The organism is Pseudomonas sp. X10, assembly GCF_054889225.1.
Window position 1 is genome coordinate 2,461,677 of record NZ_CM142677.1, and the last position, 26,208, is coordinate 2,487,884.

Annotated in this window: 23 protein-coding genes; 14 read left to right on the forward strand and 9 right to left on the reverse strand. The window is 63.6% G+C overall.

The window, feature by feature from the left end:
• Window positions 1-82: 82 nt before the first annotated feature.
• From ACYU03_RS11380 to ACYU03_RS11400, 5 genes are read left to right on the forward strand one after another with little or no spacing between them, the layout of a single operon-like run.
• A complete protein-coding gene (locus ACYU03_RS11380; protein ID WP_461890750.1) occupies window positions 83-433 on the forward strand; it encodes a Zn-ribbon domain-containing OB-fold protein in 351 nt (116 codons plus the stop codon).
• Window positions 430-1,572 (forward strand): thiolase family protein, encoded by a 1,143-nt coding sequence (locus ACYU03_RS11385; protein ID WP_461890752.1) that lies wholly within the window; start codon window positions 430-432, stop codon window positions 1,570-1,572. The genes ACYU03_RS11380 and ACYU03_RS11385 overlap by 4 nt, the downstream gene beginning before the upstream one ends.
• Window position 1,573: 1 nt before the next feature.
• Window positions 1,574-2,341, forward strand: coding sequence for an SDR family NAD(P)-dependent oxidoreductase (locus tag ACYU03_RS11390; protein ID WP_461890754.1), 768 nt, complete (start codon window positions 1,574-1,576; stop codon window positions 2,339-2,341).
• Between the two features lie 10 nt (window positions 2,342-2,351).
• A complete protein-coding gene (locus ACYU03_RS11395; RefSeq protein ID WP_461890756.1) occupies window positions 2,352-3,158 on the forward strand; it encodes an enoyl-CoA hydratase/isomerase family protein in 807 nt (268 codons plus the stop codon).
• A 39-nt stretch (window positions 3,159-3,197) separates the two neighbouring features.
• Window positions 3,198-4,403, forward strand: a complete 1,206-nt coding sequence (locus ACYU03_RS11400; RefSeq protein ID WP_461890758.1) for a CaiB/BaiF CoA transferase family protein — start codon at window positions 3,198-3,200, stop codon at window positions 4,401-4,403.
• On the opposite strand, the gene gcvA is transcribed toward ACYU03_RS11400, so the two are convergent.
• Both gcvA and ACYU03_RS11410 read right to left on the reverse strand, forming a co-directional pair.
• A complete protein-coding gene (gene gcvA / locus ACYU03_RS11405; protein WP_461890760.1) occupies window positions 4,339-5,316 on the reverse strand; it encodes a transcriptional regulator GcvA in 978 nt (325 codons plus the stop codon). The two genes, ACYU03_RS11400 and gcvA, sit on opposite strands and share 65 nt — an antisense overlap.
• 133 nt (window positions 5,317-5,449) lie before the next feature.
• Entirely contained in the window at window positions 5,450-6,880 is a 1,431-nt protein-coding gene (locus ACYU03_RS11410; protein WP_461890762.1) for an aldehyde dehydrogenase family protein, read from the reverse strand.
• A 280-nt stretch (window positions 6,881-7,160) separates the two neighbouring features.
• On the opposite strand from ACYU03_RS11410, the gene ACYU03_RS11415 reads away from it, so the two are divergent.
• Both ACYU03_RS11415 and ACYU03_RS11420 read left to right on the forward strand, forming a co-directional pair.
• The gene (locus ACYU03_RS11415) at window positions 7,161-8,507 is read left to right on the forward strand and encodes an MFS transporter (protein WP_461890764.1); all 1,347 of its coding nucleotides are present in this window, start codon (window positions 7,161-7,163) and stop codon (window positions 8,505-8,507) included.
• A 150-nt stretch (window positions 8,508-8,657) separates the two neighbouring features.
• Window positions 8,658-10,391, forward strand: a complete 1,734-nt coding sequence (locus ACYU03_RS11420) for an ABC transporter ATP-binding protein (protein WP_461890766.1) — start codon at window positions 8,658-8,660, stop codon at window positions 10,389-10,391.
• 101 nt (window positions 10,392-10,492) lie between these two features.
• Here ACYU03_RS11420 and ACYU03_RS11425 read toward each other — a convergent pair whose 3' ends face one another.
• Both ACYU03_RS11425 and ACYU03_RS11430 read right to left on the reverse strand, forming a co-directional pair.
• A complete protein-coding gene (locus tag ACYU03_RS11425) occupies window positions 10,493-11,314 on the reverse strand; it encodes an aldo/keto reductase (RefSeq protein ID WP_461890768.1) in 822 nt (273 codons plus the stop codon).
• Entirely contained in the window at window positions 11,302-12,207 is a 906-nt protein-coding gene (locus tag ACYU03_RS11430) for a LysR family transcriptional regulator (RefSeq protein WP_461890770.1), read from the reverse strand. The genes ACYU03_RS11425 and ACYU03_RS11430 overlap by 13 nt, the downstream gene beginning before the upstream one ends.
• A 137-nt stretch (window positions 12,208-12,344) precedes the next feature.
• Between ACYU03_RS11430 and ACYU03_RS11435 the strand changes: the two genes are divergently transcribed.
• From ACYU03_RS11435 to ACYU03_RS11450, 4 genes are all read left to right on the forward strand, one after another.
• Entirely contained in the window at window positions 12,345-13,043 is a 699-nt protein-coding gene (locus ACYU03_RS11435) for a CoA transferase subunit A (protein ID WP_461890772.1), read from the forward strand.
• A gap of 36 nt (window positions 13,044-13,079) precedes the next feature.
• Complete coding sequence (locus ACYU03_RS11440) at window positions 13,080-13,736, forward strand: CoA transferase subunit B (RefSeq protein ID WP_461890774.1); 657 nt, start codon at window positions 13,080-13,082, stop codon at window positions 13,734-13,736.
• Between the two features lie 146 nt (window positions 13,737-13,882).
• Complete coding sequence (locus tag ACYU03_RS11445; RefSeq protein ID WP_461891445.1) at window positions 13,883-15,289, forward strand: short-chain fatty acid transporter; 1,407 nt, start codon at window positions 13,883-13,885, stop codon at window positions 15,287-15,289.
• Between the two features lie 375 nt (window positions 15,290-15,664).
• The gene (locus ACYU03_RS11450; protein ID WP_461890776.1) at window positions 15,665-17,890 is read left to right on the forward strand and encodes a TonB-dependent siderophore receptor; all 2,226 of its coding nucleotides are present in this window, start codon (window positions 15,665-15,667) and stop codon (window positions 17,888-17,890) included.
• 75 nt (window positions 17,891-17,965) lie between these two features.
• On the opposite strand, the gene ACYU03_RS11455 is transcribed toward ACYU03_RS11450, so the two are convergent.
• Both ACYU03_RS11455 and ACYU03_RS11460 read right to left on the reverse strand, forming a co-directional pair.
• Window positions 17,966-18,859 (reverse strand): dihydrodipicolinate synthase family protein, encoded by an 894-nt coding sequence (locus tag ACYU03_RS11455; protein ID WP_461890778.1) that lies wholly within the window; start codon window positions 18,857-18,859, stop codon window positions 17,966-17,968.
• 32 nt (window positions 18,860-18,891) lie between these two features.
• Window positions 18,892-19,674, reverse strand: a complete 783-nt coding sequence (locus tag ACYU03_RS11460; RefSeq protein ID WP_461890780.1) for an aldolase — start codon at window positions 19,672-19,674, stop codon at window positions 18,892-18,894.
• 162 nt (window positions 19,675-19,836) lie between these two features.
• Between ACYU03_RS11460 and ACYU03_RS11465 the strand changes: the two genes are divergently transcribed.
• Both ACYU03_RS11465 and ACYU03_RS11470 read left to right on the forward strand, forming a co-directional pair.
• Entirely contained in the window at window positions 19,837-20,379 is a 543-nt protein-coding gene (locus ACYU03_RS11465; protein ID WP_461890782.1) for a helix-turn-helix domain-containing protein, read from the forward strand.
• Between the two features lie 10 nt (window positions 20,380-20,389).
• On the forward strand, window positions 20,390-21,175 hold the full coding sequence (locus ACYU03_RS11470) for an AraC family transcriptional regulator (RefSeq protein ID WP_461890784.1): 786 nt from the start codon (window positions 20,390-20,392) through the stop codon (window positions 21,173-21,175).
• On the opposite strand, the gene ACYU03_RS11475 is transcribed toward ACYU03_RS11470, so the two are convergent.
• Window positions 21,164-21,748 (reverse strand): LysE family translocator, encoded by a 585-nt coding sequence (locus tag ACYU03_RS11475; RefSeq protein ID WP_461890786.1) that lies wholly within the window; start codon window positions 21,746-21,748, stop codon window positions 21,164-21,166. The genes ACYU03_RS11470 and ACYU03_RS11475 overlap by 12 nt on opposite strands.
• Before the next feature lie 262 nt (window positions 21,749-22,010).
• Between ACYU03_RS11475 and ACYU03_RS11480 the strand changes: the two genes are divergently transcribed.
• Window positions 22,011-23,579: a TerC family protein gene (locus tag ACYU03_RS11480; protein ID WP_461890788.1), complete on the forward strand. Its 1,569-nt coding sequence runs from the start codon at window positions 22,011-22,013 to the stop codon at window positions 23,577-23,579.
• Here ACYU03_RS11480 and rarD read toward each other — a convergent pair.
• Window positions 23,545-24,429: an EamA family transporter RarD gene (gene rarD, locus ACYU03_RS11485; protein WP_461890790.1), complete on the reverse strand. Its 885-nt coding sequence runs from the start codon at window positions 24,427-24,429 to the stop codon at window positions 23,545-23,547. The genes ACYU03_RS11480 and rarD overlap by 35 nt on opposite strands.
• Before the next feature lie 33 nt (window positions 24,430-24,462).
• Window positions 24,463-26,049 (reverse strand): EAL domain-containing protein, encoded by a 1,587-nt coding sequence (locus tag ACYU03_RS11490; RefSeq protein WP_461890792.1) that lies wholly within the window; start codon window positions 26,047-26,049, stop codon window positions 24,463-24,465.
• Window positions 26,050-26,208: the final 159 nt, after the last annotated feature.

The window sequence follows — 26,208 nt, forward strand, 5'->3', positions numbered from 1 at the left end:
TATCGTTTGTCGACGTCCTCCCGCCTGCAGAACATAGGGCCATGGCGCCGCGTCCGCGGCAACTGCAAACGGAGGTCGAACCATGAACACGTCCCTGTGGAGCGAAACGGCTCCGCCAAGGCTGCTTGCATCCTGTCACCGTCAGACCGGTGCTCTGGTGTTTCCACCGCTGCCAGCCCACTCGCCGCTGAGCCCTGAATACGAGCCTGCGCAACTGGCCGCAGAAGGCATCGTCTACAGCTTCACCGTCATCCACCCCGCGCCGAAAAGCGGCCTGCCGCCATTCGCCCTGGGCTATCTGGACCTCGACGGTCCTGCACGCCTGTTCGGCCGGATCAATGGTACCCGCCGGCCGCAGATCGGTGACCGCTGCCGGATTGTCCCCGATGACACCTATGGCTACTCGTTCGAACTGATGGAGGCTGGGCAATGAGCCAGATGCACGTAATGGGTGGGGCCATGACCCGCTTCGGCAAGCATCCGGGCGTGATGGCCCCGGAACTGGCCCAACAGGCCATTCTCGCCGCTGTAGCCGACGCCGGTGTCGCGCTGAAGGATATCCAGGCGATTTACTGCGCCAATGTGCTTGGCGGCATGATCCTCGGCCAGGTCATCCTGCGCGACCTGGGCCTGGCGGGCATCCCGGTCTACAACATCGAGAACGCCTGTGCCAGTGGAGCCACCGCCGTTCACCTGGCTCGCCACGCCCTGCTGGCCAACCAGTACGACACCGTGTTGGTGTTCGGTATCGAGCAGCTTACGCAACTGGGTGGCGGCACCATCCCGATGCAGCGCAACGACGGAAAGACCGATCTGTTCGCTCGTGCCGGCATGGTCTTGCCGGCGGTCTATGCCATGCGCGCCACCCGCTTCCTGCAGGAGCGCGACGGCCAGCCGGCGGACCTCGCCGCCGTGGCCGTGAAGAACCGGTTCCACGGTTCGCTCAATGAATTCGCCCAGCAGCAGAGCGAAGTGACCCTTGAAGAGGTCTTGTCTTCGCGGATGATCGCCGACCCCCTGACCTTGCTGCAGTGCTGTCCATCCCAGGTGGATGGCGCGGCGGCACTGGTATTGGGCAAGCGCCCTGGCCCTCACAAGGACGTGCGAGTGCTGGGTTCGATTGTGGTGTCGGGCCTGTGCGAGGAGCCTCGGGACGACATCCTCGATGCCGAGATCACCGCCCGCGCTGCGCGCCTGGCCTATGAGCAGGCCGGTGTCGATCCCCGTGACGTCGGCGTGGTGGAACTACACGATGCTTTCACCATCGCCGAGCTTCTCTACTACGAGGCCCTCGGGTTGGCAGCCCCGGGCGAGGCGCTTGCCTTGCTGAAGTCCGGTGCGACCCGCTTGGGTGGCCGCGTGCCGGTCAACCCCAGCGGCGGCCTGCTGGCCAAGGGGCACCCATTAGGCGCGACCGGTGTTGCCCAGATGGTCGAGCTGATGTGGCAGTTGCAAGGTCGCGCCGGCCGGCGTCAGGCCGATGCGCCATGTATTGGCGTGGCCCAATGCACCGGTGGTGGCATTGCCGGTGTCGACCATGCGGCGTCCTCTGTTCACGTACTGGGGGTGTGACATGACTGGCCAACAAGGTTTCCATCGCGGCCAGGTGGCCGTTGTCACCGGTGCCGCACGGGGTATAGGCCTGGGTATCGCTGCCCGGCTGGCCCAGGCGGGGGTCACCACCTACTTGTTCGACCGGGACGAGGCGGCACTGGAGGAAGCGCTCCGGCAACTGCGCGGTGAAGGGCTGAGCGTTGAAGGCATCGCCCTGGACCTGACCGAGGCCGAGGCGGTCAACAGTGCCTTCGCGAAGGTCGCTGAGGCCCATGCTGCTCTCGACTTCCTCGTCAATAACGCCGGGGTGGTGCGCGACAAGCGTTTCCTCAGCATGAGCGAAGAAGACTGGGACCTGGTGGTGAACACCAACCTGCGTGCGCAGTTCCTGTGTTGCCGCGCAGCCTTGCCACTGATGCTCGAGCGTCGTTTCGGCCGCATCGTCAACCTGTCATCTCGGGCCTGGCTCGGCGGTTTCGGCCAGGCCAACTACTCCGCTGCCAAGGGCGGCGTCGTGAGTTTGACCCGCAGCCTGGCCCTCGAGTTCGCCGCCAAGGGCATCACGGTCAACACCGTGGCGCCGGGGATCGTCGATACGCCCCTGTTCCGCAACTTCGATGAACAGGTCCAGGCCCGGCTGAAAGATACGGTGCCGGTCAAGCGCATCGGCACGCCTGACGATATCGCCAATGCCGTGGCGTTTTTCCTGAGCCCGGCCAGCGGCTATGTCACCGGCCAGACCCTCTACGTCTGTGGCGGGCGAAGCCTGTCATCGGCCAGCGTGTAAGGAGCTCGAAATGGCTGTTTCCCTGGAAATCCAAGGCGCGGTGGCGCGGGTCGTCCTTGACCGCCCCGAAGCGCTCAACGCCTTGAACCTCGATGCATTGAGAACCTTGCGCAGGCACCTGGCGGAGGTCCGTGACCGCCCAGAGGTGCGTGTCGCTATCCTTGCCGGCGGCGGCGAACGGGCCTTTTGCGTCGGGGCCGACCTGAAGGCGACCCGCACCAGCGAGGCCTCCTATGCCCAGGGCTTGTTCCTGGCCAACGAGCAGGCCGCCGACGCGGGGTTGTACATCCGCCTCATGGACTTGACTGACCTTGAGCTGCGCAAGCCGCTGATCGCGGCTGTGAACGGCCATTGCCTCGGCGGCGGCCTGGAGCTGGCCCTGCAATGCAGCCTGCGCATCGCCTCGGCCAATGCCAGTTTCGGCCTGCCCGAGGCGGCAGTCGGTTCGGTGCCAGCGGTCAATGGCCTGCACCGCCTGCTCAAGGCGGTGCCTTCGGCCTATGCCATGCAAATGGCCCTGACCGGGGAGCGTATCGACGCCCGACAGGCGGTCAGTATCGGCCTGGTCTCTGAAGTGCTGGAGACCCCGGCGGCCTTGCACGATCGGGCGTTCGCTCTGGCCGAGCGCATCGCTGCTGCTGCACCCTTGGCGATACAGGCCCTACAAGCCCTGTCGACCCAGACTGCGCATCTGTCCGACCGCGATGCCCAGCGCCTCACCGAGCTTTACTGGGGCGTGCTGCGCGATACCGAGGACCGCCGCGAAGGCCGCAATGCCTTTGCCGAGAAACGGGCCCCCAGGTACCAGGGGTGCTGACCATGTCGCTCGAACATCCACTGCCGGGAGGTTGCCGCCATGTTGCGTGACGCCTTGAAAGGGCTGACAGTCCTGGACTTCACCCAGATCGCCGCCGGCCCTACCTGCACCATGTTCCTGGCGGACATGGGCGCCAGGGTTATCAAGATAGAGCCACCGCAAGGTGAGCTGGGACGAGGGCTGGGGCCGGCCTGGGTGGGGACGGACAGCGCCCTGTACCACGGTTTCAACCGTGGCAAGCAGGGCATCTGCCTGGACCTCAAACACCCGGACAGCCTCGCCATCATCGAGCGCATGGTGGCCGAAGCCGATGTCCTGGTCGAAAGCATGCGCCCAGGCGTCATGACTCGTCTCGGGCTGGGCTACGAGGCGTTGGCGCGGGTGAACCCCGCGCTGATCTACTGCTCCATTTCCGCCTATGGCCAGCAGGGGCCCTACGCTGGCCGCGCCGGGGTCGATGGCATTCTTCAGGCCGATTCGGGCCTGATGAGTCTGATTGGACTGCCGGGGCAGCCGCCCTGCAAGGTCCAGGCGCCTGTGGTGGACGTGGTCACCGGCTATATGGCGGGCATGGCCATCCTGGCCAAGCTGCAGGCGCGTCAGCGGGATGGCCAGGGCGGGCACCTGGACGTCAGCCTGATGAACTCGGCCCTGGCCCTACAACAGTCGTCGATCAACAGCTTCCTCCGCGACGGCAGGTTGCCGACCCCCATCGGCAGCGCCGCACCTTATGCCGCGCCCAACGAAGCCTTCAGCACGGCGGATGGCTGGATCATGGTCGCAGCGTATAACGGCAACCGCTGGCCGCGCCTGTGCCAGGTGCTGGAGCGGCCCGACTGGATCGAAGATCCCCGTTACCTGACGTCGGCGCTGCGGGTCGACAATCGGGTGCGGATGCAGGCTGAACTCAACGCGGTGTTCGCCACCCGCACCACCGCCGAGTGGCTCCAGCGTCTGGGTGAAGCGGATATCCTCTGCGCTCGGGTGGCAGGTTACGACGACCTGTTGGAGCACCCGCAACTGGTAGCCAATGGCTTGCTGGCCAAGGTCGAGCACCCTCGGCATGGCACCCTGCGGGTGGTGGGGTTTCCGGTGAATAGTGAAGAGGCCGCCGCTGAACCCTATCTGCCGGCACCGGCCTTGGGAGAACACAATCACAGCGTGCTGCAAGCCTTTGGCTTCAGCGAGGAGCAGGTTGGCTGCTGGCTGGCCCAGGGTGTTCTGCAGCAGGCTCATCCGAGCTGAGGCGTCCGTTTTCGCTGCGGGTCAGGCGCGCTTGCTCCAGCAACCACTGGCGAAACACCTTCATGTCGTCTGACTCTGGCCTATGAGCCGGGATCAGAAGGTAGTAGGTGTAGGCGCCCTTGTCGACCGTCTGTGGGAAGGGGCGCACCAGCGTGCCTTCCCGCAGTTCCTTTTCCACCAGAAACAATTGCGCCATGGCGATGCCCTGGCCGCCGACGGCGGCCGCATAGGCCATGGATGAACTCTGGTAGCTCATGCCTGCCCTGGCATCCACCCGGTCGATCACTCCGACCGCCTGCAGCCAATGGGCCCAGTCGTCGGGACGGGCGATCGAGTGCAGCATGGTGTACTCGACCACATCGGCCGGTTCATGCAGGCCAGGCGGCGAGGCGAGCAGGGAAGGGGCGCAGACCGGAGCCAGCAGGTTGTCGCTGAGCACATGGCAGTTGCAGTTGGGCCAATCGCCCGCACCCAGGCGGATCGCCGCATCCAGGTCGTCGCGCTGGAAGTCCACGGGGTCCAGCGAGGCGGTCAGGAGCACCTCGATCTTGGGATTCTCCTGGTGGAATCCGGCCAGCCGCGGGATCAGCCACTGCATGGCGAAGGTGGTGTAGGCACGTACCTTGATCTGCCGCCGCTTCGGCGGTCGTTTGATACTGCGGGTAGCGCTGCGCAGTTGCTCGATGATGCGCGCCACGGCATCGAAGTACTGCTTGCCGGCAGGGGTCAAGGTGATCTGGCGGTGGCCACGGGTGAACAGCGGCTGCTCCATGAACTCTTCGAGGCTGCGGATCTGCCGGGACACCGCGCCAGGCGTGACGTTGAGCTCATCGGCGGCGAGGGTGATGCTCAGGTGACGAGCTACGGCCTCAAAGGCCCGGACAGCATTGAGCGGTGGAAGCTTGTCCTTCATGGGGGATCTTCTTCTTGAGGGAACGCACGAGCGACATTCTAAACCATAGGTGCGGGAGGGGCCGTGTACACACGGCGAACCCCGCGCGGCAGAATGCCAACGCGGGGGGAGGGAAGGACCACGGAGCGCTCTGTCAGAGGCGGATGATCACCGACTTGAGCTGCGTGTAGTGGGAGAGGGCGTCGATCCCCTGCTCCCGGCCGTAGCCACTTTGCTTGAAGCCGCCGCAGGGGGTCTGTACGAAGCCGCCGCTGTACTCGTTGACCACGATGCGCCCGGCTTCCAACCCGGCAGCGACCCGATGCACACGCCCGATATCGCGGCTCCAGATACCGGCACCGAGCCCGAACTCGCTGTCATTGGCCAGGCGCAGCGCATCGGCCTCATCCTTGAACGGGATTACGCAGAGAATAGGGCCGAAGATCTCCTCGCGCGCCAGGGTCATGTCATTGTGCACGCCCGTGTAGACGGTCGGTTCGATATACCAGCCCTGGCCCAGGTGTTCGCCTTCGGCCACCTTGCCGCCAATGGCGGGCACCAGGCCGTCTTCCTTGGCAGTGGCGAAGTAGCTCTGGATCTTCTCGAACTGGGCAAGGGTGGTGATGGGGCCGGAGGTGCAGTCGAAGTCTGGCCCGACCTTCAAGGCGGCCACCTGCTCTACCAGCAGCTCGACGAAGCGGTCATGGACATTCTCCTGCACCAGCAGGCGGGTGCCGGCACAGCACCATTGGCCACTGTTCCAGGTGAAGGCCCGGGTGGCGCCCTTGGCGGCTGACTGCAGGTCGGCGTCGTCGAAGACGATGTTGGCCGACTTGCCGCCCAGTTCGAGGGTCAGCGGCAGGATACGTTCAGCGGCGATGCGCCCCAGTTCCTGGCCGGCGGTCAGGCCGCCGGTGAAGGAGATCTTGCGCATCAGCGGGTGGCGGGCCATGACAGGGCCGATTACGCTGCCCTTGCCGACCACCACGTTGAACACGCCGACGGGCAGGCCCGCTTCCACGGCGATCCGGGCCAGTTCAACCAGAGATGCCGAGGTGTGCTCCGAGGGTTTGGCGACCATGGTGTTGCCGGTGGCCAGGGCGGGGGCGATGGCCCGGGCGGCCTGGTGCAAGGGGGCGTTCCAAGGCAGGATGGCGCCCGTTACGCCGAACGGGTCGCGCCGCGTGTAGACGTGGTAGTCGGGGCCTTGGTTGATGATCTCGCCGTCCATCACATTGACCAGGCCTGCGTAGAACTCGAAGTATTGGGCCGTCAGGTCCATCAGGCTGGCCATTTCCTGGCCAGGTTTGCCGGTCTCGGCGCTTTCCAGCACGCCAAGGCGGTCTTCGCTGCGGCGCACGATCCGTGCGATGTCTAGCAGGATCCGGCCGCGCTCGGCGGGGCGCATATCGCGCCAGGCAGGGAAGGCGGCATGGGCAGTGTCGATGGCCAGCGCCACGTCTTCGGCGCTGCTATTGGCGACTTCGCCCATCTTTTGCGCCGTGCGCGGGTCGATCTTGTCGACATACTGTAGGCCGCTGGGCGGCAATGACCGCCCGCCGATGAAACTCTCTACTTTCAACATTGCAAGACTCCTCGTATCGCACACAGGCGCCTGCACTCCCGGTCGTCACAGGCAGCGGGAGCGACGGCTGATGAGGGGCATCATTCGCCTGCGGGGCGCCGCCCATCAACGGATTTTTCAGCGGTCTTGGCTTGAGAAAATCTCACGCCATGCGGTGTGGAACCTATTGCCAGCCTTGATTTTTCCTCAAGCCAGTAACGCGCAAAACTCGCTTCACCGCGTGCGGCCCGGGTGCCATCGTTTCCTTACAAAAAGAACATGTGCTCAAGGGAGCCAGACGATGAACAATGACAATAGCGCGGTATACCCTCCCATGCCCCAAGCCAACTCCACTGCCCTCGCGGGCGATAGCGGACGGGTCCTGACCCGCACCGAACGCAAGGCGATCGTCGCCGCCACGCTGGGCACTATCGTCGAGTACACCGACTGGGTGATCTACGCGACCTTTTCTTCGATCCTCGCCCGCCAGTTCTTCCCCTCGGACGACAAGCTGAGCTCGCTACTGTCGGTACTGGCGGTGTTCGCCGTGGGTTTTCTGATGCGTCCCATCGGCGGCGCGGTGCTCGGTGTGTTCGCCGACCGCTACGGCCGCAAGAAAGGCCTGACCCTGTCGATCCTGCTGATGTCCTTGGCCTCACTGGTGATAGGCCTGTGCCCCAACTACGAAAGCATCGGCATCGCCGCCCCGATCATCCTGGTGCTCGCACGGCTGACCCAGGGCTTTTCCGCCGGTGGCGAGTTCGGTTCCGCGTCGGCCTTTCTCATCGAATCGGCAGCCCCCAGCCGACGGGCCTTCGCCGGATCATGGCAGTGGTTCGCGATCAATGCCGGGACGCTGGTGTCCTTCCTGCTGGGCTTTACCCTGGCGTCCTTGGGCAGTGACACGGCCTTGGAAACCTGGGGCTGGCGCGTGGCGTTCGTCATTGCCGCGCTGCTGGGCCTGATCACTCTCTGGATTCGCCTGTCGGTGCGCGAGACCGAGGTATTCAAGTCCCAGGCAGGAAAAAAGGCCGTGGCAAAGCGGCCGCTGCGGGACATCTTCAGCACCCATCGCAAGGACGTGCTGCGGGTGATCGGTGTGGCCATGTCCGGCAACCTGCTCAATTACGTGTGGATGGTCAGCTATCCCAGCCAGGTCCACTTGATCACCGGCATGTCGATACGCGAGACCCTGCTGGCCGGTTCCATCGCCGTGAGCGTCTCGCTGTTGCTGATGCCGTTGGTGGGCAAGCTGGCCGACCGCTACGGCCGCCGTCCGGTGCTGATCGCTTTTGCCGTGGGGGCCATGCTCTGGGCCTGGCCGAGTTTCGGCTTGCTGTACCAGGGCATCAGCCTGGCCGAGGTGGCCCTGTTGCAGACCATCTCCATGGTGATCCTGACCGGTTTTGGCGCGGCCTCGGCAGTGACCATGGCCGAGCAGTTCCCTACGGAAGTCCGGGTGACGGGCATTGCCCTGCCTTATGCCCTGTCGGTGACCCTGTTCGGCGGCACCTCGCCCTACATCATGACGGCTATGGCGGGTTGGGGCTTCGGTCATCTGTTCTGGATCTACCTGGTGCTGATCAGCCTGGTGAGCTGCATCACCTACATCCGCATGCCAGAGATGATGGGCCGGCCGCTGCGCTGAGCTGAGCTCTGCGGGAAGCCGTCCCGTCAAGGTGACAGGATCAGGCAAAAAGGCAGCACTTATCGGGTAACTCAGATCCATAAGGGAAATTAATCTGACCCCGCTGCCGGATTGCCGGCCCCTCTGACTGGAGAATACCCGGAGAACACCATGAGCCAGACAACCCGCGCCGTGCCACCGACTATCCGCCACATGCAACCGCCACGCGCCTATCGCCAGGTGCTGGGTTTCGTTGCCGGCCTTTGGTTGAGCCAGCGCAGGACCTTCGCCCTGGGCATTGCCCTGACGCTGGCGGCCACGGGCTTCGATCTGCTGTTGCCATGGGCGGCAGCCCGGCTCATCGACAAGGTTTCGGCACAGGTCGACGCGCCCCATGTCTGGCAAAGCTGGGGGCTGTTGATCGTGGCGTTTGCAGGGTTCGCCCTGAGCCGGAACTTCGCGCACCGGTTATGGATTCCCTTGGCCTCACGTAACATGCAGACCGTCTTGTTACGCAGCTTCGAGCACGTGCTGCATGCCCCGGCGGACTGGCATGCCATGCAGTCGACAGGGGATACCGTGCGCCGTTTGCGCCGGGCCATGGCGGGGTATGACGCGGTGACCGATGCGGTGACCATCCACCTGGGGCCTGCGCTGATGGTGCTGCTCGGCCTGGTGATCATGACCGGATGGCGCGAGCCTTTGGCGGGTGTCTTCGCCCTGGTGATGGCCCTGGCATTCGTCTGCAGCAACCTGTTGCTGGGCATGCACTGGATTCGCCCCGCCCATCTGCAGTCGAACCTTTCCGATGGCTTGCTCAGCGGCCTGGCGGCCGACGTGCTGGCGGCTGCCAGTACAGTAAAGAGCTTCACGGGAGAGGAGCAGGAGCGCACCTTGATGGCCGATATGGCCCGTGCCTGGGGGGCGGCCTCGACAACCGCGTGGCGGCGCTTCGTCGATCTCGGCCTGCTGCAGAACCTGTTGCTGCTGGTACTTCTGGCTGGTTTGAGCGGTGTCGCGCTGCTGGCCTGGTCGCGTGGCGCGACGGGGGCGGGCGATGTGGCTTTTGCGGTGACCACCTTTCTGCTCATGGCCGGTTACCTGCGCAGTTTTGGCGAGAACCTGCGGGTGGCCCAGAAGGGGCTAGAGGATGCCGCCGACGCCCTGCAATTGACGGCGCTGCCCCTTGAGGAACCTGGTCGGGTCAATGCCCAGGCTAGCTTCAAGGGCGATGTACGTTTCGAGGCGGTCGAGTTCAGCTATCCCTCGACTGGACGCCGAGTGCTTCAGGGTTTGAGCCTGCACGTGCGGCCAGGGGAGAGCGTGGCTATCGCCGGTAGCAGCGGCTCTGGTAAGTCCACGCTGGCCCGTTTGCTGCAGCGGTTCTACAGCCTCCAAGGCGGGCGGATTCTGGTCGATGGCCAGGACATTGCCGACCTGCCTCTGGCCAGCCTGCGCCGCCAAGTGGCTGTGGTAGGGCAGGAGGCGACGTTGCTCAGCCGGTCAGTCCGGGACAACATCGCTTATTCCCATCCTGGCGCCACCCAGGAGCAGATCGTCCGCGCCGCCACCGCCGCTTGCGCCCATGAGTTCATCCTGCAACTGCCCCAGGGTTACGATACCCAGGTCGGCAGCCATGGGGCGTTGCTTTCCGGTGGTCAACGCCAGCGCTTGGCGCTGGCCCGGGCCTTGCTGGCGGATGCACCGATCCTGGTGCTGGACGAGGCCACCTCGGCCCTCGACGGTGCCACGGAGGCCAGGGTGCTTGCGGGTATCGCAACACTGCGCCCGGAGCAGACCCGGATCATCATCGCCCACCGGCAGGCGGCCATGTTGGCCGCCGACCGGGTAGTGTGGATAGCGCAGGGCAGGGTGGAGGACAGCGCTGCCGATCAGGTGGCGTGACGATCCGACGGCAATCCTGATGGCCGCTTTGAGTGTGGTTGGTCGGTGCTGACTGGCCCACCAAGCTGCTGTTGACGGGTAGCCTGTAGCACGCGCCGGGTTCAGACCATCGCCAAGCCCTGCTTGCGCGTCGGTGGCGGAAACGCCTTGTCGATGGCCCGCAGGTCTTCGCTGCTGAGCACTAGCCCGGCCGCTGCCGCGTTGAGCCGCACATGCTCCGGCTCCACGGCTTTGGGAATGGCGATCACCCCGTCGTTGCGCGTCACCCAGGCCAGGCTCACCTGGGCCGGCGTGGCCCCGTGGCGCTCGGCGATCTGCGCCAGCACCGGGTGCGTGAGCAGGCGACCGGCCTGGGCCAGGGGGCAGTAGGCCATGGTCGGCAGTTGACGCGCTTGGCTCCAGGGCAGCAGGTCGAACTCGATGCTGCGCTGGGCCGGGTTGTACAGCACCTGGTTGGTGGCGCAGTCGGGGTTGTGCAGTTCGCGAAGGTCATCGACATCGAAGTTGGACACGCCCCAGCGGCGGATCTTGCCGGCCTCGCGCAGGCGCTCGAAGGCTTCGACCGTTTCCTCCAGTGGGTACTGGCCCCGCCAGTGCAGCAGGTACAGGTCGATGCAGTCGGTGCCCAGGCGCCGGAGGCTGCGCTCACAGGCGGCAGGAGTGCTCTTACGGCTGGCATTGTGTGGGTAGACCTTGCTGACCAGGAACACCTGGTCGCGACGACCGGCAATCGCTTCGCCGACCACTTCTTCGGCGCCGCCTTCTGCATACATCTCGGCCGTGTCGATCAGGGTCAGGCCCTGTTCGATGCCCTGTTGCAGGGCGGCTACTTCACGGGCCTTGTTGCGGGCGTCTTCGCCCATGTACCAGGTGCCCTGGCCAATGGCTGGAACGCTGGAACCTGCGAGTTTCACGGTACGCATGTCACCTCCTGAGGACGGGTATGTTCAAGCAGCACGTCGAGCAGCGCCTGGGCTGCGGTCGAGAGTTTATGGTCGGTCAGCGAGATGACGCCGATACGCCGCTCCACGCTGGGTTCGACCAATGGCACGCAGCGCGCGCCGAGTTCCTGCATCTGGCCGATGCACAGGGCTGGGACGGCGCTGACCCCCAGGCCGTTGGCAACCATGCGGCCGATAGTCGAGAGCTGGTGGCTTTCGAAGGCTACCGTCAGCTTGCCGTGCTCGGCGGCCAGGTTCTGCTCCAGCAACAGCCGTACCGCCGACGGCCGTTGCAGGGCGATGAACTCTTCGCCCAGCAGTTCGTGCCAAGTCACCTGGGGCTGTCGGGCCAGTGCCGAGTCGGCCGGGACCACGGCGACAAAGCGGTCCAGGTACAGCGGTTGGAAGTGTAGGGCATCGCCACTGTCTGGCTCGAAGCCGATGCCCAGTTCAACGCGGCGGTGACGCACCAGCTCCAGTACCTGTTCGTTGATCACGTCGTGCACCGTGACATTGACCCGGGGGTAGCGCTGGCGAAACACCTTGAGAGAGGCCGGCAGCAGGTTGCCCGCGAACGCCGGCATGGCGGCGATGGCCACGCGCCCCAGTTGCAGGGTGAAGCGCTGGCGCAGCAGTTCTTCGGTGTCGTCCCAGTCGGCCAGCAGGCGCCGGGCCAGGGGCAGCAGCACTTCGCCTTCCGGGGTCAGGCTGACGCTACGGGTGGTGCGGGCGAGCAGGGCGCCGCCGAGATTCTCCTCCAGCGCCTTGATGGTCAGGCTCAGGGCCGGCTGAGACAGGTGCAAGTGCTCGCCGGCCTGGGCGAAGCTCTGGTACTTGGCCACGGTGACGAAGGCGCGCAGTTGCTTGATGTTCATAAGGGGCTGGTCACTGTTTTGAAAAAATTATCAATCGATGATTAAAACAAAATTAACAAATTAGTTGGTACGGGTGAAGATGCGCCAGACGCTCACCGACAGCCTCGTCGGTTCACAACTACAAAAGGCGGATCAGCATGGCCGGACTGGACAAGCGCGTAGCAACCTATGAAGAGGCCCTCGATGGCCTGACCGATAACATGACGGTACTGGCCGGTGGTTTCGGTCTCTGCGGTATCCCCGAAAACCTGATTGCCGAGATCAAGCGCCGTGGCGTCAAGGGCCTGACCGTGGTCTCGAACAACTGTGGCGTCGATGGTTTCGGCCTGGGTGTGCTGCTCGAAGACCGGCAGATCCGCAAGATGGTCGCCTCCTACGTCGGCGAGAATGCCGAGTTCGAACGCCAACTGCTCAGTGGCGAGCTGGAAGTGGAACTGACCCCCCAGGGCACTCTGGCTGAGAAGATGCGCGCCGGTGGTGCCGGCATTCCAGCCTTCTTCACTGCCACCGGTTACGGTACGCCAGTCGCCGAAGGCAAGGAAGTGCGCGAGTTCAACGGCCGCCACTACATCCTCGAAGAAGCCATCACCGGTGACTTCGCCATCGTCAAGGGCTGGAAGGCCGACCACTACGGCAACGTGGTGTACCGCAACACTGCGCAGAACTTCAACCCGCTGGCCGCCACCGCCGGCAAGATCACCGTGGTCGAGGTCGAGGAGATCGTCGAGCCTGGCGTGCTGCTGCCCAGCGAGATCCACACCCCGGGCATCTATGTCGACCGGGTCATCGTCGGCACTTTCGAAAAGCGCATCGAAAAGCGCACCGTCAAAGCCTGAACGGCCTTCGCACAGAACAACAAAGAGACCCAGACCATGGCACTTACCCGCGAACAAATGGCGCAACGCGTCGCCCGTGAACTCAAGGACGGCTACTACGTCAACCTCGGCATTGGTATCCCGACCCTGGTGGCCAACTACGTCCCGGCTGACATGGACGTAATGTTGCAATCGGAAAATGGCCTGCTCGGCATGGGTGAATTCCCCACCGAGGGGCAACTGGACGCCGACATGATCAATGCCGGCAAACAGACCGTCACCGCCCGCCGTGGCGCCTCGATCTTCAACTCGGCAGAGTCCTTCGCCATGATCCGTGGCGGCCATGTCGACCTCACTGTGCTGGGAGCCTTCGAGGTGGACGTGGAGGGCAACATCGCTTCCTGGATGATCCCCGGCAAGCTGGTCAAGGGCATGGGCGGAGCGATGGACCTGGTAGCCGGTGCCGACAACATCATCGTCACCATGACCCACGCCTCCAAGGATGGCGAATCCAAGCTGCTGCCCCGCTGCAGCCTGCCACTGACTGGTGCCGGCTGCATCCGCAAGGTGTTGACTGACCTGGCCTACCTGGAGATTGAGGATGGCGCCTTCATCCTGCGCGAGACGGCGCCAGGGGTCAGCGTTGAAGAAATCATCGAAAAGACCGCCGGCAAGCTGATCGTGCCGGACGATGTGAAAGAAATGACGTTCTGACAGACGTCGTTTCCGAAGGCCCCATCGCGGGGCAAGCCTGCTCTCACGACGGACCACGCATCCTTCGTGGAAGCAGGCTTGCCCCGCGATGGGGCCTGTGTCGTTCCATAAAAAACCAATAAAAGGAAAATCCTGTGGCCGCTGATATGCAAGACAGCCGCTCCGCCCGCTTTGCCCTGCGTTGCTCGAACTGGGCCGAACGCTGGTTCCCCGACTCCTGGGTGTTCGCCGCCCTGGCCGTGGTCCTGGTCAGCCTCGGTGCCCTGGCCATGGGCGCCAAGCCTACCGACACCGCCACGGCCTTCGGCGATGGCTTCTGGAGCCTGATTCCCTTCACCATGCAGATGGCCTTCGTGGTCATCGGCGGTTACGTGGTGGCCAGTTCGCCACCTGCCGTACGCCTGATCGACCGCCTGGCGCGCCTGCCCAAGAATGGCCGCTCGGCCGTGTGCTGGGTGGCGCTGATTTCGATGCTGGCGTCCTTGCTCAACTGGGGCTTGTCGCTGGTGTTCGGCGGGCTGCTGGTGCGCGCCTTGGCCCGTCGCCAGGACCTGAAGATGGACTACCGCGCCGCCGGTGCCGCCGCCTACCTGGGGCTGGGCGCCGTATGGGCGCTGGGCCTGTCGTCCTCGGCAGCTCAGTTGCAGGCCAACCCGGCCAGCCTGCCGCCGTCGATCCTGGCGATCACCGGTGTGATCCCCTTCACTGAAACCATCTTCCTCTGGCAGTCCGGCGTCATGTTGGCGGCACTGGTGGTCATCTCGCTGATCGTTGCCTACGCCACCGCGCCAGGGCCGAACAGCGCCCGCTCCGCCGAAGATTGCGGCGTCGACCCGAGCTTCAGCGCGCCGCCACCGCCTCAGCGCACGCGTCCGGGCGAGTGGCTGGAATACAGCCCGGTCCTGACCCTGCTGCTGGTGGTGCTGGCAGCGGGCTGGCTCTACCATGAGTTCTCCACCAAGCCGGCCATCACCGCGATTTCTGGCCTCAATACCTACAATTTCTTGTTCATTATGCTCGGTGCCTTGCTGCACTGGCGCCCGCGCAGCTTCCTCGATGCAGTGGCACGCGCCGTGCCGACCACCACCGGGGTGTTGATCCAATTCCCGCTGTATGGCTCGATCGCCGCCATCCTCACCCAGGTCAAGGGTGGCGACGCCCAGACACTGGCCCACCACATCTCCACCTTCTTCGTGCAGATCGCCTCCCATGACACCTACGCCGTGCTCATGGGCGTGTACTCGGCCGTGCTGGGCTTCTTCATCCCCTCCGGTGGCGGCAAGTGGATCATCGAAGCACCCTACGTGATGCTGGTGGCCAACGACCTGCAGTACCACCTGGGCTGGGCCGTACAGATCTACAACGCCGCCGAGGCGCTGCCGAACCTGATCAACCCGTTCTACATGCTGCCCTTGCTGGGCGTGCTGGGCCTCAAGGCACGCGACCTGATCGGCTTCTCCTTCGTGCAGTTGCTGGTGCACGTGCCGCTGGTGCTGGTCCTGCTGTGGGCGTTGGGGACGACGTTGCAGTACACGGCGCCAGTGATGCCGTAGAGATCAATACTGGCACCGTGCAAAGGTGGTCAATGCGACCTATGCCAGTCACTCAAGGCCAGTGGAGCCGCGACAGGCCACAACCGCAGCCTTTGTCTCGCATCAGGCTTTCTGGTGCTGCAGTCTCGAGGTAGGAGCCAGCGTCAGCTGGCGATGGACGCGTAGTGGCGCTGTTTCCGGCAAGGCCCCGCCGGCTGACGCTGGCTCCTACGGATAGTGTCAGCCGCAAGAATAAGGCATGCAGAGGGCTGCTATAGATCTGACTTTTTCTTGTTTTGGAATTTCCGATAACTATTCCTATTCGATATTCGTTATCAAATGGATGCCTTCCACGGCAGAAACGGAATTCACCGCAAGAACAAGGAAAAGGCAGCGATGTTCGCACCTATCAGCCGTTCCATGACCCTTACCCTGGGTCTTTGTGCCACTGTCATCAGCCCACTGTCCCTGGCTGAGGAGACCGAACCGAGGTCTGAGGACAAGGCACTGGAACTGGGCTCCACCGAGATCCTCGCCCAGGGATTGGGCAGCACCACCGAGCACACGGGCGCCTATACCACCGGCAGCATGAGCGCTGCTACGCGTCTGAACCTGTCGATCAAGGAAACGCCGCAGTCGGTGTCGGTGCTGACCCGCCAGCAGCTCGACGACTTCCAGCTCAACACGCTTTCCGAAGCCTTGGCCCATGTGACCGGGGTTACTGTGCAACGCAACGACTCGGAGCGGCCGACCTATTACTCGCGTGGTTATGCGATCAATAACTTCCAGATCGATGGGATGCTCAATACCTTCTCGGGGCTCAAGTCGGACTCGGACACTATTATCTACGACCGCATCGAGGTCGTGCGCGGGGCCACTGGCCTGACTACGGGGGCAGGGGACCCGTCCGGCACCATCGCCATGGTGCGCAAGCGCCCGACCCATGAGCTGGCGGTGAAGACCGGCCTCAGTGCCGGCAGCTACGACAACTACTACAGCTACCTGGATGTCGGTGGCCCGCTGGGCTTCGATGGCCGTTTGCGCGGGCGCACGGTGCTGGCCTACCGCGACAGCAAGTCGTTCATGGACAAGTACCAGTCCCAGCGTGAAGTGGCCTACGGTATCCTCGAGGCCGACCTGAGCGACAGCACGGTGCTGGCGGTGGGCTACGACTACCAGAACAGGCATGTGCAGGGTTCATCCTGGGGCACGGTGCCGTACTGGAATGCCGATGGCAGCAAGGCCAACCTGCCACGCTCGACCAACCTGGCGGCGCCCTGGTCTTCCTGGCCATTGAAGGACAAGACCGCCTTCGTCACCCTTGACCAGCAACTGGGCAACGATTGGTTGCTCAAGGCCGCCTATACCTATCGGCAAAGCGACACGGACGGCAAGGTGTACTACGGCGGCAATGGCTTTCCCGAAGCCGATCGCAGCGGTATGCACGCGTGGTACAGCCACTTTGCCGGGGAAGAGAAGATGAGCGCTATCGACTTCAATCTGGCAGGCCCATATGAGCTGCTCGGACGTAGTCACGACTTCATGATCGGCTATGGCGAGTCGGAGCGGCGCAACCGTTCGCCCTACATCATCAGTGGCGCCCTGCCTGAGGACTACGCCTCGATTCCTGACTGGAAGTACATGGGCTCGATTCCCAAGTTCTACGACACCACCACCGGCCTGGATGCCTCGCGCGACCGCACCGAGCAGAAGGCTGGCTACATTGCCACGCGCCTGAACCTGACCGATGACTTGCACCTGGTTTTGGGCAGCCGCTATGGCAGTTGGAAAGTGAAGAGCCATTCCTGGCAGTACGACGGCAACCTGGCGGTCACCAAGCATACGCCGGGCGGCCAGACTCACAACGATCAGTGGACGCCATACGCGGGGGTGCTCTATGACCTGACCGAGCAGTACACCGTCTATGCCAGCTACACCGATATCTTCAAGCCACAGACTGTGCAGGATGTGGACAAGAAATATCTGGAACCGATAGTCGGCAAGGTCTATGAAATAGGCCTCAAGGGCAGTCTGTTCGAGGACCGGGCCAACCTGAGCACGGCTGTGTTCCGTAGCAAGCAGGATAACGTCCCCGAGATCGACGACTCGGTCCCGCGGGGGCCGAACGGCGAGCAGTACTACAAGTCTGGCGGCAAGGGCATTGTGGTCGAAGGCTTCGAGGCAGAGATCGCGGGTGAAGTGATGCCGGACTGGAACCTCAGCCTGGGCTATAGCTATACCCATGCCGCCACCGCCGATAAGCAGCGCAAGAGCACCGAGCAACCGCTGAACCTGGTGCGTCTCTCCACCACCTACAAGGTGCGGCCAGCACTGACCGTCGGTGGCACCCTGGACTGGCAGAGCGATACCTATGGCGTGGGCAAGCGCCCGGTGGGGCGTGATAGCGAAGGAGACATTGTGACGGTTGCTGAGCGCATGACCCAGGACGCCTTCGCGGTGGTCGGGCTGATGGGCCGCTACCAGTTCGATGAGCACCTGTCGGCGTCGGTGAACGTGAAGAACCTGTTCGACAAGCACTACTACAACAATGTGGGGTTCTATAACGGCGTGTACTACGGTGAGCCGCGCACCTTGATGGTGAGCTTGGACTGGAGGCTCTAGCCGGATAGCGGGATACCCCTTGGGGACGCTATGCGGCCCAAAGGGGTACTGGTTGGCACCTGTCCAGCGCTGCGGTCAGCGGCCTTGACGCAGTTCGTTCAACAACGCCTGCAACTGTCCACGTCCCGCTTCATCCAGCGCAAACACCGGCCTGCGCGGCTCGCCCACCGGCAAGCCGGTCAGCTCCAGTCCCGCCTTGACCGTGGCTGGCAGGCCGCCTTTGAGGATGAAGTCCAGCAACGGCAGTTGTCGGTAGAACAGTGCCTTGGCCTGCTCGAGGTCGCCGGACAGCACCGCCTGGTACAACTGCTGGTTGAGGTCGGGAATGAGGTTGGCGGCGGCGGTGCACCAGCCGCTGGCACCGGCGACGAATGCTTCCAGGGCCAGGGGGTTGCAGCCATTGTAGAAGGGCACCTGGCCTTCGCCGAGCAGGTGCAGCTTGTGCATGCGCTGGATGTCGCCGGTGCTCTCCTTGACCATGGTCACGTTGTCCACTTCGCGCACGATCCGCAGGATTAGCTCCACCGGCAGGTCAGTGCCACTGGTGGCAGGGTTGTTGTAGAGCATGATCGGGATGTCGATGGCGCTGCCGATGGCGCGGTAGTGCTGGATGATCTCGGCTTCGCTGAGCTTCCAGTAAGCGGCCGGCAGCACCATCACCGCGTCGGCGCCCTTGGCCTGGGCGAAGCGGGCGCGGCGCACGGCGCTGGCGGTGGTCAGGTCGGAGACGCTGACGATGCTCGGCACGCGCCGGGCGATATGCGCCAAGCTGAACTCGGCCACCTGCTGCCACTCGCTGTCGCTGAGGTAGGCGCCTTCGCCAGTGCTGCCCAGGGGGGCGATGGCCTGGACGCCGCCTTCGATCAGGCGGTCGATGGACTGGCCCAGGGCGGCCAGGTCGAGCTGCTCGCCGCCAGCGCTGAAAGGGGTGATGGTGTAGCCGATGATGCCGTGAAAGATCGTGGACATGAGGGTAACTCCGCAAGCAAGGCTATAAAAGGTCAGTTCAGGCAGTCGGTGTGGCTGCGCAGGCTCTGCCGGGCAAAGTAGTTGAAGGCAGCGGCGTGGCGCTTGGGGCGGTCGATCCAGTCGTGGGCTTCGCGGCCCAATTCGGGTGCGATCGGCTTGATTTGCCCGGCGGACATGGCCAGCAGTTGCAGGCGTGCGGCGCGTTCGATCAGTTGGGCGAAGACGCAGGCTTGCTCGATGCTGGAACCGGTGGACAGCTGGCCATGGTGGGACAGCAGGATGGCCCGCTTGTCGCCCAGGGCCTGGCTAATGATCTCGCCTTCTTCATTACCCACCGGTACGCCTGGCCAGGCTTCGAGAAAGGCACAGTCGTCGTACAGCGGGCAGAGGTCCATATGCGACACCTGCAGCGGTACTTCCAGCATCGACAGGGCGGCGACGTGGGTCGGGTGGGTATGGATGATGCAATTCGCATCCGGGCGGGCACGGTATACCCAGCTGTGGAAGCGGTTGGCTGGGTTTGGCATGCCCTGGCCTTCGAGGACTTCCAGGTCTTCGTTGACCAGCAATAGATTGCTGGCGCTGATCTCGTCGAAACCCAGGCCCAGTTGTTGGGTGTAGAAGGTGCCCGGCTGCGGGCCACGGGCGCTGATCTGCCCGGCCAGGCCGGAGTCGTGGCCGTGGTCGAAGAGAATTCGGCAGGTCAGGGCCAGCTTTTCCCGTACAGTCCACGTATTATCGGCAAGCGAGCCTTGCATCTGCGTCAGGGCCTGATGGACCAGCTGGTCTTTGCTGTGTGTCAGGGTCTTGGCCATTGGGGGACGTCCTCGGTGGCGTGATGGGATGTCAGTGCTTGCCCGCCCTGCTGCTTTGGTCGGTGGAAGGGCGGCCAGGTGAATGACACAATAGATCCTATATGACACAAAGTGTCATAAGCAAGGAGAAATCCGCCCGCTGCCCGGGGAAATCCGCGTCACATGTCTATCCGTTTGAAACTATTGAGAAAAAAACTGGGGGTCACCCTGGAGGTGCTGGCAGAGAAGGCCGGCATGACCAAGAGTTACCTGTCCAAGGTCGAGCGCGGTTTGAACACGCCTTCGATTGCCGCGGCGCTGAAGCTGGCCCGGGCCTTGAACGTCAATGTCGAGGAACTGTTCGCCGAGGACCAGCCAGGCCAAGAGCGCTACAGCCTGGTGCGCCAAGGGGAGCGTCAGGCGTTGGTGGGGGATGCGCAAGGCCCGGGTTATGCGGTGCTGACTACCCAGGTCGGCCAGCGCAGCCTGCTGCCATTCATCATCCAGCCGCCGAGCGATTTCAGCGACTCGACCTTCAAGGAGCACCAGGGTGAAGAATTCCTCTTCGTCCATGAGGGGCAAGTGGAGGTCGATTTCATGAGTGAGCGGGTGCTGCTGGAAAAAGGCGACGCCCTGTATTTCAACGCCCAGACACCTCACCGCCTGCGTTCGATCGGGCCGCAGCAGGCCCAGTTGCTGGTGGTGGTGCACGACAGCGACGGGTGAGGGCTGGGGGATGATCGAGGTTTCGCGGTTCTGGCGCGATCCAGCGCTTCCCTTTGTGGAGGCAAGGCGGGTAGGGGATGGACGCCAGGTCTGTTATGCGCCTCATTCCCATGAGAGCTTTTCAATCGGTGCCATCACCGGTGGGCGCAGTACGTACGTCACAGGCGGGATACACCGAGAGGTGGAAGCCGGTACTGTGGTGTTGATGAATCCCGGGGTAGTGCACACCTGCAATCCTATTGCTGGCGAGCCCTGGTCCTACCTGATGCTGTTCGTCGACCTGTCATGGCTGAGCGAGCAAGGCTTCGAGTTGCCCCATGCCACTTGTAGCACTTCACCGCTCTTGTACAGCCAGTTGTTGCAGGTGTTCGCCGCGCTGTTCGACATCGACCATGAGGCCTGTGCGAAGGAGGCGATGCTGGCCAGATTTTTCCACGCACTGCCCGATCAGTTGGGCGCGGTGCCTATGTCGGAAGGGCCGGGCAATCCACGCTTGGAGGTGGCTGCCGCCTTCATCCGTGCCCATTGCACCGATGCCCTGAGCTTGGAGGAGATCTGCGGTGCGGCCGGGTTGTCACGTTCCTACCTGATTCGTGCTTTTGGCCGGCAGTTCGGCCTGACACCCCATGGCTATCTGCTCGACCAGCGTGTGCAGTACGCCCGTGCGCAGTTGCGCCGTGGCCGGTTGATCGCTGAGGTAGCCGTGGAGGCTGGTTTCGCCGACCAGGCCCACTTGCAGCGGGCCTTCAAGCAGCACTTGGCCGCTACGCCTGGGCACTATCGCTCAGCCCAGTAGTAGGTACAGCGCGCTGGCTGCCAGCAGCGCGGCCAGGCAGCGGTTGAACAATCGCATATGGCGCGCATTGCTAAGGTAGTGGCGTATCACGCTGCCGGCCCAGGCCCAGCTGGCGACGGAGAGGAAGCAGATCGGTGCGTAGATCCAAGTGAACAGCCAGAGTAATTGCTGCTCGCCGCCGGTATAGGCGCCGACGCCGGCAACGCCTGCCAACCAGGCTTTTGGGCTAAGCCATTGCATGGCCGCGCCATGCAATGCCGAGGGCGCCCTGTGCTTGCGCTCGGCGCCCAACTCACCGTTGTCACTGGCCAGTTTCCAGGCCATATACAGTAGGAACAGCACCCCGCCCCAGTGCAGTAACTGTCCCGTCAACGGCCAACGCGACAGCAACTCGTGCAGGCCGAGGCCGACCAGCACCAGCAACGCACAGAAGCCCAGGGTGGCGCCGCAGGCATGCGCCAGACTGGCTCGTAGGCCATGGCGGGCACCGCTGCCGAGGGCGACGATATTGACCGGCCCGGGTGAGATGGACGCCGCCAGCGCAAAGGCGGCCATGGAGAGTGAGAGGCTCATGTTGTCTTCCTTGTTGGAGTTCACGCCATCCTAGCGGCCACCTGGACAGGGGTATTGAAGAAAAGTACCCGAGCGAAATCTGTTACAGCTTTTGTAATATTTTCTCACTGTAAGAAAAACCTGCTGTGCTTGTAGGATCTCTATCCCAAAATTGATTTCAGGTACCTATGAGCACCTTCGCGGAGCCCCCCAGTAGCTGGCCGTCCTGGCCTTCTTTCCTCTTCCCTTGTCCCTGTGACACCTTGCGCATGAGTACCCGCCCATGGAATGGCTAGCCGACCCCACGGCTTGGCTGGGCCTTGCCACGTTGATCGTCCTTGAACTGGTGCTGGGTATCGATAATCTGGTGTTCATCGCCATCCTTGCCGACAAGCTGCCACCGCACCAGCGCGACCGCGCCCGGGTGATCGGCCTGACGCTGGCGCTGGTCATGCGCTTGGGCCTGCTGGCCAGCATCTCCTGGATGGTCACCCTGACCGCGCCGCTGTTCGAGCTGTTCGGCAAGAGCTTCTCCGGGCGTGACCTGATCATGCTGTTTGGCGGAGTATTCCTCCTGTTCAAGGCCACTATGGAGCTGCACGAGCGCCTTGAGGGGCATGTCGTCCAGGCCAGCGGTGCCGTGCGCCATGCTGCGTTCTGGCCCATCGTGGCGCAGATTGTCGTGCTCGACGCGGTGTTCTCCCTGGATGCGGTGATCACTGCCGTGGGCATGGTCGAGCACTTGTCGGTGATGATGATCGCGGTGGTCTTCTCCATCGGCATCATGATCGTTGCCAGCAAGCCGTTGACCCGCTTCGTCAATGCCCACCCGACGGTGATCATGCTGTGCCTGGGCTTTTTGATGATGATCGGTTTCAGCCTGACTGCCGAAGGCCTGGGCTTCCACATCCCGAAAGGCTACCTGTATGCGGCCATCGGTTTCTCGATCCTGATCGAGCTGTTCAACCAGCTGGCCCGTGCCCGTCGCAAGCGCAGCCTGCAGCAGCACCGGCCACTGCGTGAGCGTACTGCCCATGCCGTACTGCGTCTGCTGGGTGGGCGCAAGGTGGAGGCCGGCGAGGTGGGTGAGGAAATCGCCGATCTGGTCGAGGGCGCAGAGGAGCAGGTGCTGTTCGACCGTCGCGAGCGGGTGATGATCAGCGGTGTGCTGAACCTGGCCGAGCGGCCGATTCGCACGGTGATGACGGTGCGTGCCGAGGTCGACGCCATCGAGCTCAGTCAGGGCCCCGAGGCCATTGCCCAGACGCTGATGAATTCGCCTTACTCGCGCCTGCCGCTGATCCGTGACGGCCACATCGAAGAGCCGTTGGGTTTCGTGCACAAGAAGGAACTGCTCAAGGAGCTGCTGGCCGGCAACACGCCGGAGCTGGAGAGCCTGGCCCGGGTCCCGTTGAACCTGCTGGAGAGCTTTAGCATCCTCAACGCCTTGGAGCAGATGCGTGGCCAGTCGACGCACATCGCCTTCGTGGTCAACGAATTCGGCGACTTCACCGGAGTGCTGACCATGACTGACATTCTTGAGTCGATTGCCGGTGAGCTGCCGGACGCCAGTGAGGTGGAAGGCCCTGGGATAGTCGAAGAGGCTGGTGGCTTTGTCGTCAGCGGTGCCCTCAACCTCCGCCAGGTGCAGGCGCATACTGGCTTCATCGCGGCTCCCACCGAGGACTACCAGACCCTGGCAGGCTTGGTGATGAGCCTGCTCGACCGCCTGCCGATGGTCGGCGACAGCCTGGCCTGGAACGGCTGGCGGATGACCGTGGTGGCAGTGGAGGAGCGTCGTGTGCGCCAGGTGCGGCTTACACTGGACGGCGCTGGCGCAGCAGGTGCTTGATCCCTTCGAGCACCAGCACCAGCACTGCGGCCCAGATCGGCAGGTAGGTCAGCCACTGGTCCGGGCCGATGGTCTCACCCAGCAGCAGGGCCACGCCGACCAGCAGTACTGGTTCGACATAGCTGAGCAAGCCGAACAGGCTGAATGGCAGCAGGCGGCTGGCCAGGACGTAGCAGACCAGCGCCAGGGCGCTGATCACCCCGAGCAGCGGGATCAACCCGTAGAGTCCGGGGTGCTCGGCCAGGTCGGCCGCTGACAACGGCCCCTTGAGGACGAAGTAGAGGGCTGCTGGCAGCAGCAGGAACATATCGCTCCACAGCCCGCCGAGATGGTCGTTGCGGCATTTGCGGCGCAACACGAAGTAGATCGGGTAGCCGATGGCGACCACCAGGGTTTCCCAGGCGAAGCTGCCGTGCTGGTAGAGTTCGTGGCCGACCCCGGAGGCTGCGCACAGCACGGCCACTTTCTGCAGGTGCGACAGGCGCTCGCCGTACACCAGGCGGCCGGTCAGGACCATGGTCAGCGGTAGCAGGAAGTAGCCCAGCGACACCTCCAGGCTACGGCCATGTAGTGGCGCCCAGAGGAACAGCCAGAGTTGGATACCGATCAGCCAGGATGTCCCGAGCATACCCAGCAACAGCAGCGGATTTTTCCGCACCCGCCCCAGTAGGGCGGTGACCAGCGGCCAGTCTTTGCTTAGCAGCATGAACAGCGTGAGGCAGGGCAGGGTCAACAAGGTGCGCCAGCCAAAGATCTCTTCGCCATCCAGCGGGGCCAGCAGGGAGGTATAGAAGTACATCACGGCGAACAGACAGGACGCCATGACCGATGAAAGAATGCCTTTTGACACGTATGCCTCGGTTGCAGGGGGGGGGCGGTTGGATCAACCGGGCATGATCTCAGGGGGCGAGTCTTGCGGCAACCTCGAGACGCTGGGCTGGGCGGCCAGCGCCTGCAGGAAGGCATCTACCGGCATTGGCCGGGCGAACAGATAGCCTTGCTGGAAATCCACCTCATGACGCGCCAGGTAATCACGCTGGACCTCGGTCTCCACCCCTTCGGCGACGATGCCCAGTTCCAGCTTGGCCGACAGTTCGATGATGCTGTCGAGGATGTGCTGGGACAGGGCGTCACCGCCGATCATGGCGACGAAGCTCTGGTCGATCTTCAGGTAATCGACCTTGAACTGGCGCAGGTAGTTGAGGCTCGACTGGCCGGTGCCGAAGTCGTCCAGGGCGATCATCACCCCCATGGCATGCAGTTTCTCGAACAGTTCCAGAGTGATCGGCGTGGCTTCGATCAACTTGCGTTCGGTCAGTTCCAGGGTCAGTACCACCCTGCCAGGCGGAAAGTGCTGGAGGAAGGTGCGGCAGTCATCGAGCAGGGCCAGGTCGCGGCAGTGGTCGGCGGTAATGTTGATGCCGATGTGAAAGCCGTCCTCGAGCAAGGCTGAGTAGGGTGCCAGGTCTTGGGCGGTGTGCGTCATCAGTGCGCGGGTCATGGCGACGATCTGCCCGGTGTGTTCGGCGTAGGGGATGAACAGGTCCGGCCGCACCAGGCCATCGCGCGGGTGTTGCCAGCGCATCAGCACTTCGACGCCAGCCCAGCGGTAATCGTCCTTGCGTACCACCGGCTGGAAGTAGGGCAGGAGCTCGTCGGCCTCCAGCGCGCGCTGCAGTTCGGCACGAGGCGACAAGGCGCGGCGGATCTGCCAGCGACACGCCACCCCAGCCAGGACCCCCAGTCCCAGCAGCAGGCTGAGCAGGGCCGGGTAGTGGCTGCGCATCCGTTCGTTAAGCTTGCCCGGGCCATAGCCGCCATGGACGGAGAAGGAATAACGGCTCGAGCGCAGGAAAGTGGCGGCACTGGCCGACGGCGGCGGGGCGCCATCGTGGACCAGGCCATCCTTGCCCATCCAGTGCTTGCCGACCTGCAGGCGCAGTTCGTTTTCCGGGCCGATCAGGCGCAGGGCGGTGAGCAGGTGATCGCCATCGACCGTGGTGATCGCTCCCCGGTCACCCTGGTTGGCACGGTACACCAGCAGCGGATGCCCAGGGGTGACCGAATTGCCGTTCATCAGCCACAGCCGGCCATCGGTGTAGTCGCTGGCGTCCACCGGCTCGTCGTAGTCTCCGAATAAGGAAGAGCAATAAAGGGTGTTGTGTTCGAACAGGTTGGTCGAGCGCACGAAGGAAACACGGGTGACCTGGGCTCGCAACGCCAGGGTGGCGTCCTTGCAGGGGCGGCCTGCCAGGGGCAGGAGAGCCTCGGCGGCACCGGAGATGTTGTCGAGGATATGCTCGACATGCGCCACCACTTGCTGTGCGGTGGCGTGGCTGCTGGCCTGTAGTTCGCGGCCGGTCTGCCAGTGCATGATGGCCAGGCCACAGACTAACGGCAGTACGCCGACACCCCAGGGCAAGAGGGCGCGCCAGCTCCAGCGGCCAGGGCGTTTTACCGAGAGGGGCATACTGACTAACCTTGTAAGAGTACTGAAAAATAGCTGTAGGGGCAGAGGATAGCCGTTTGTCGCATGTTGCGGATGAACTTGTGTGCGACAAAATGGTTTACGCAATGTAGAATCGTTTTACGAATACAATAATAAGGTTTCCCGCTTCCGGGAAATCAG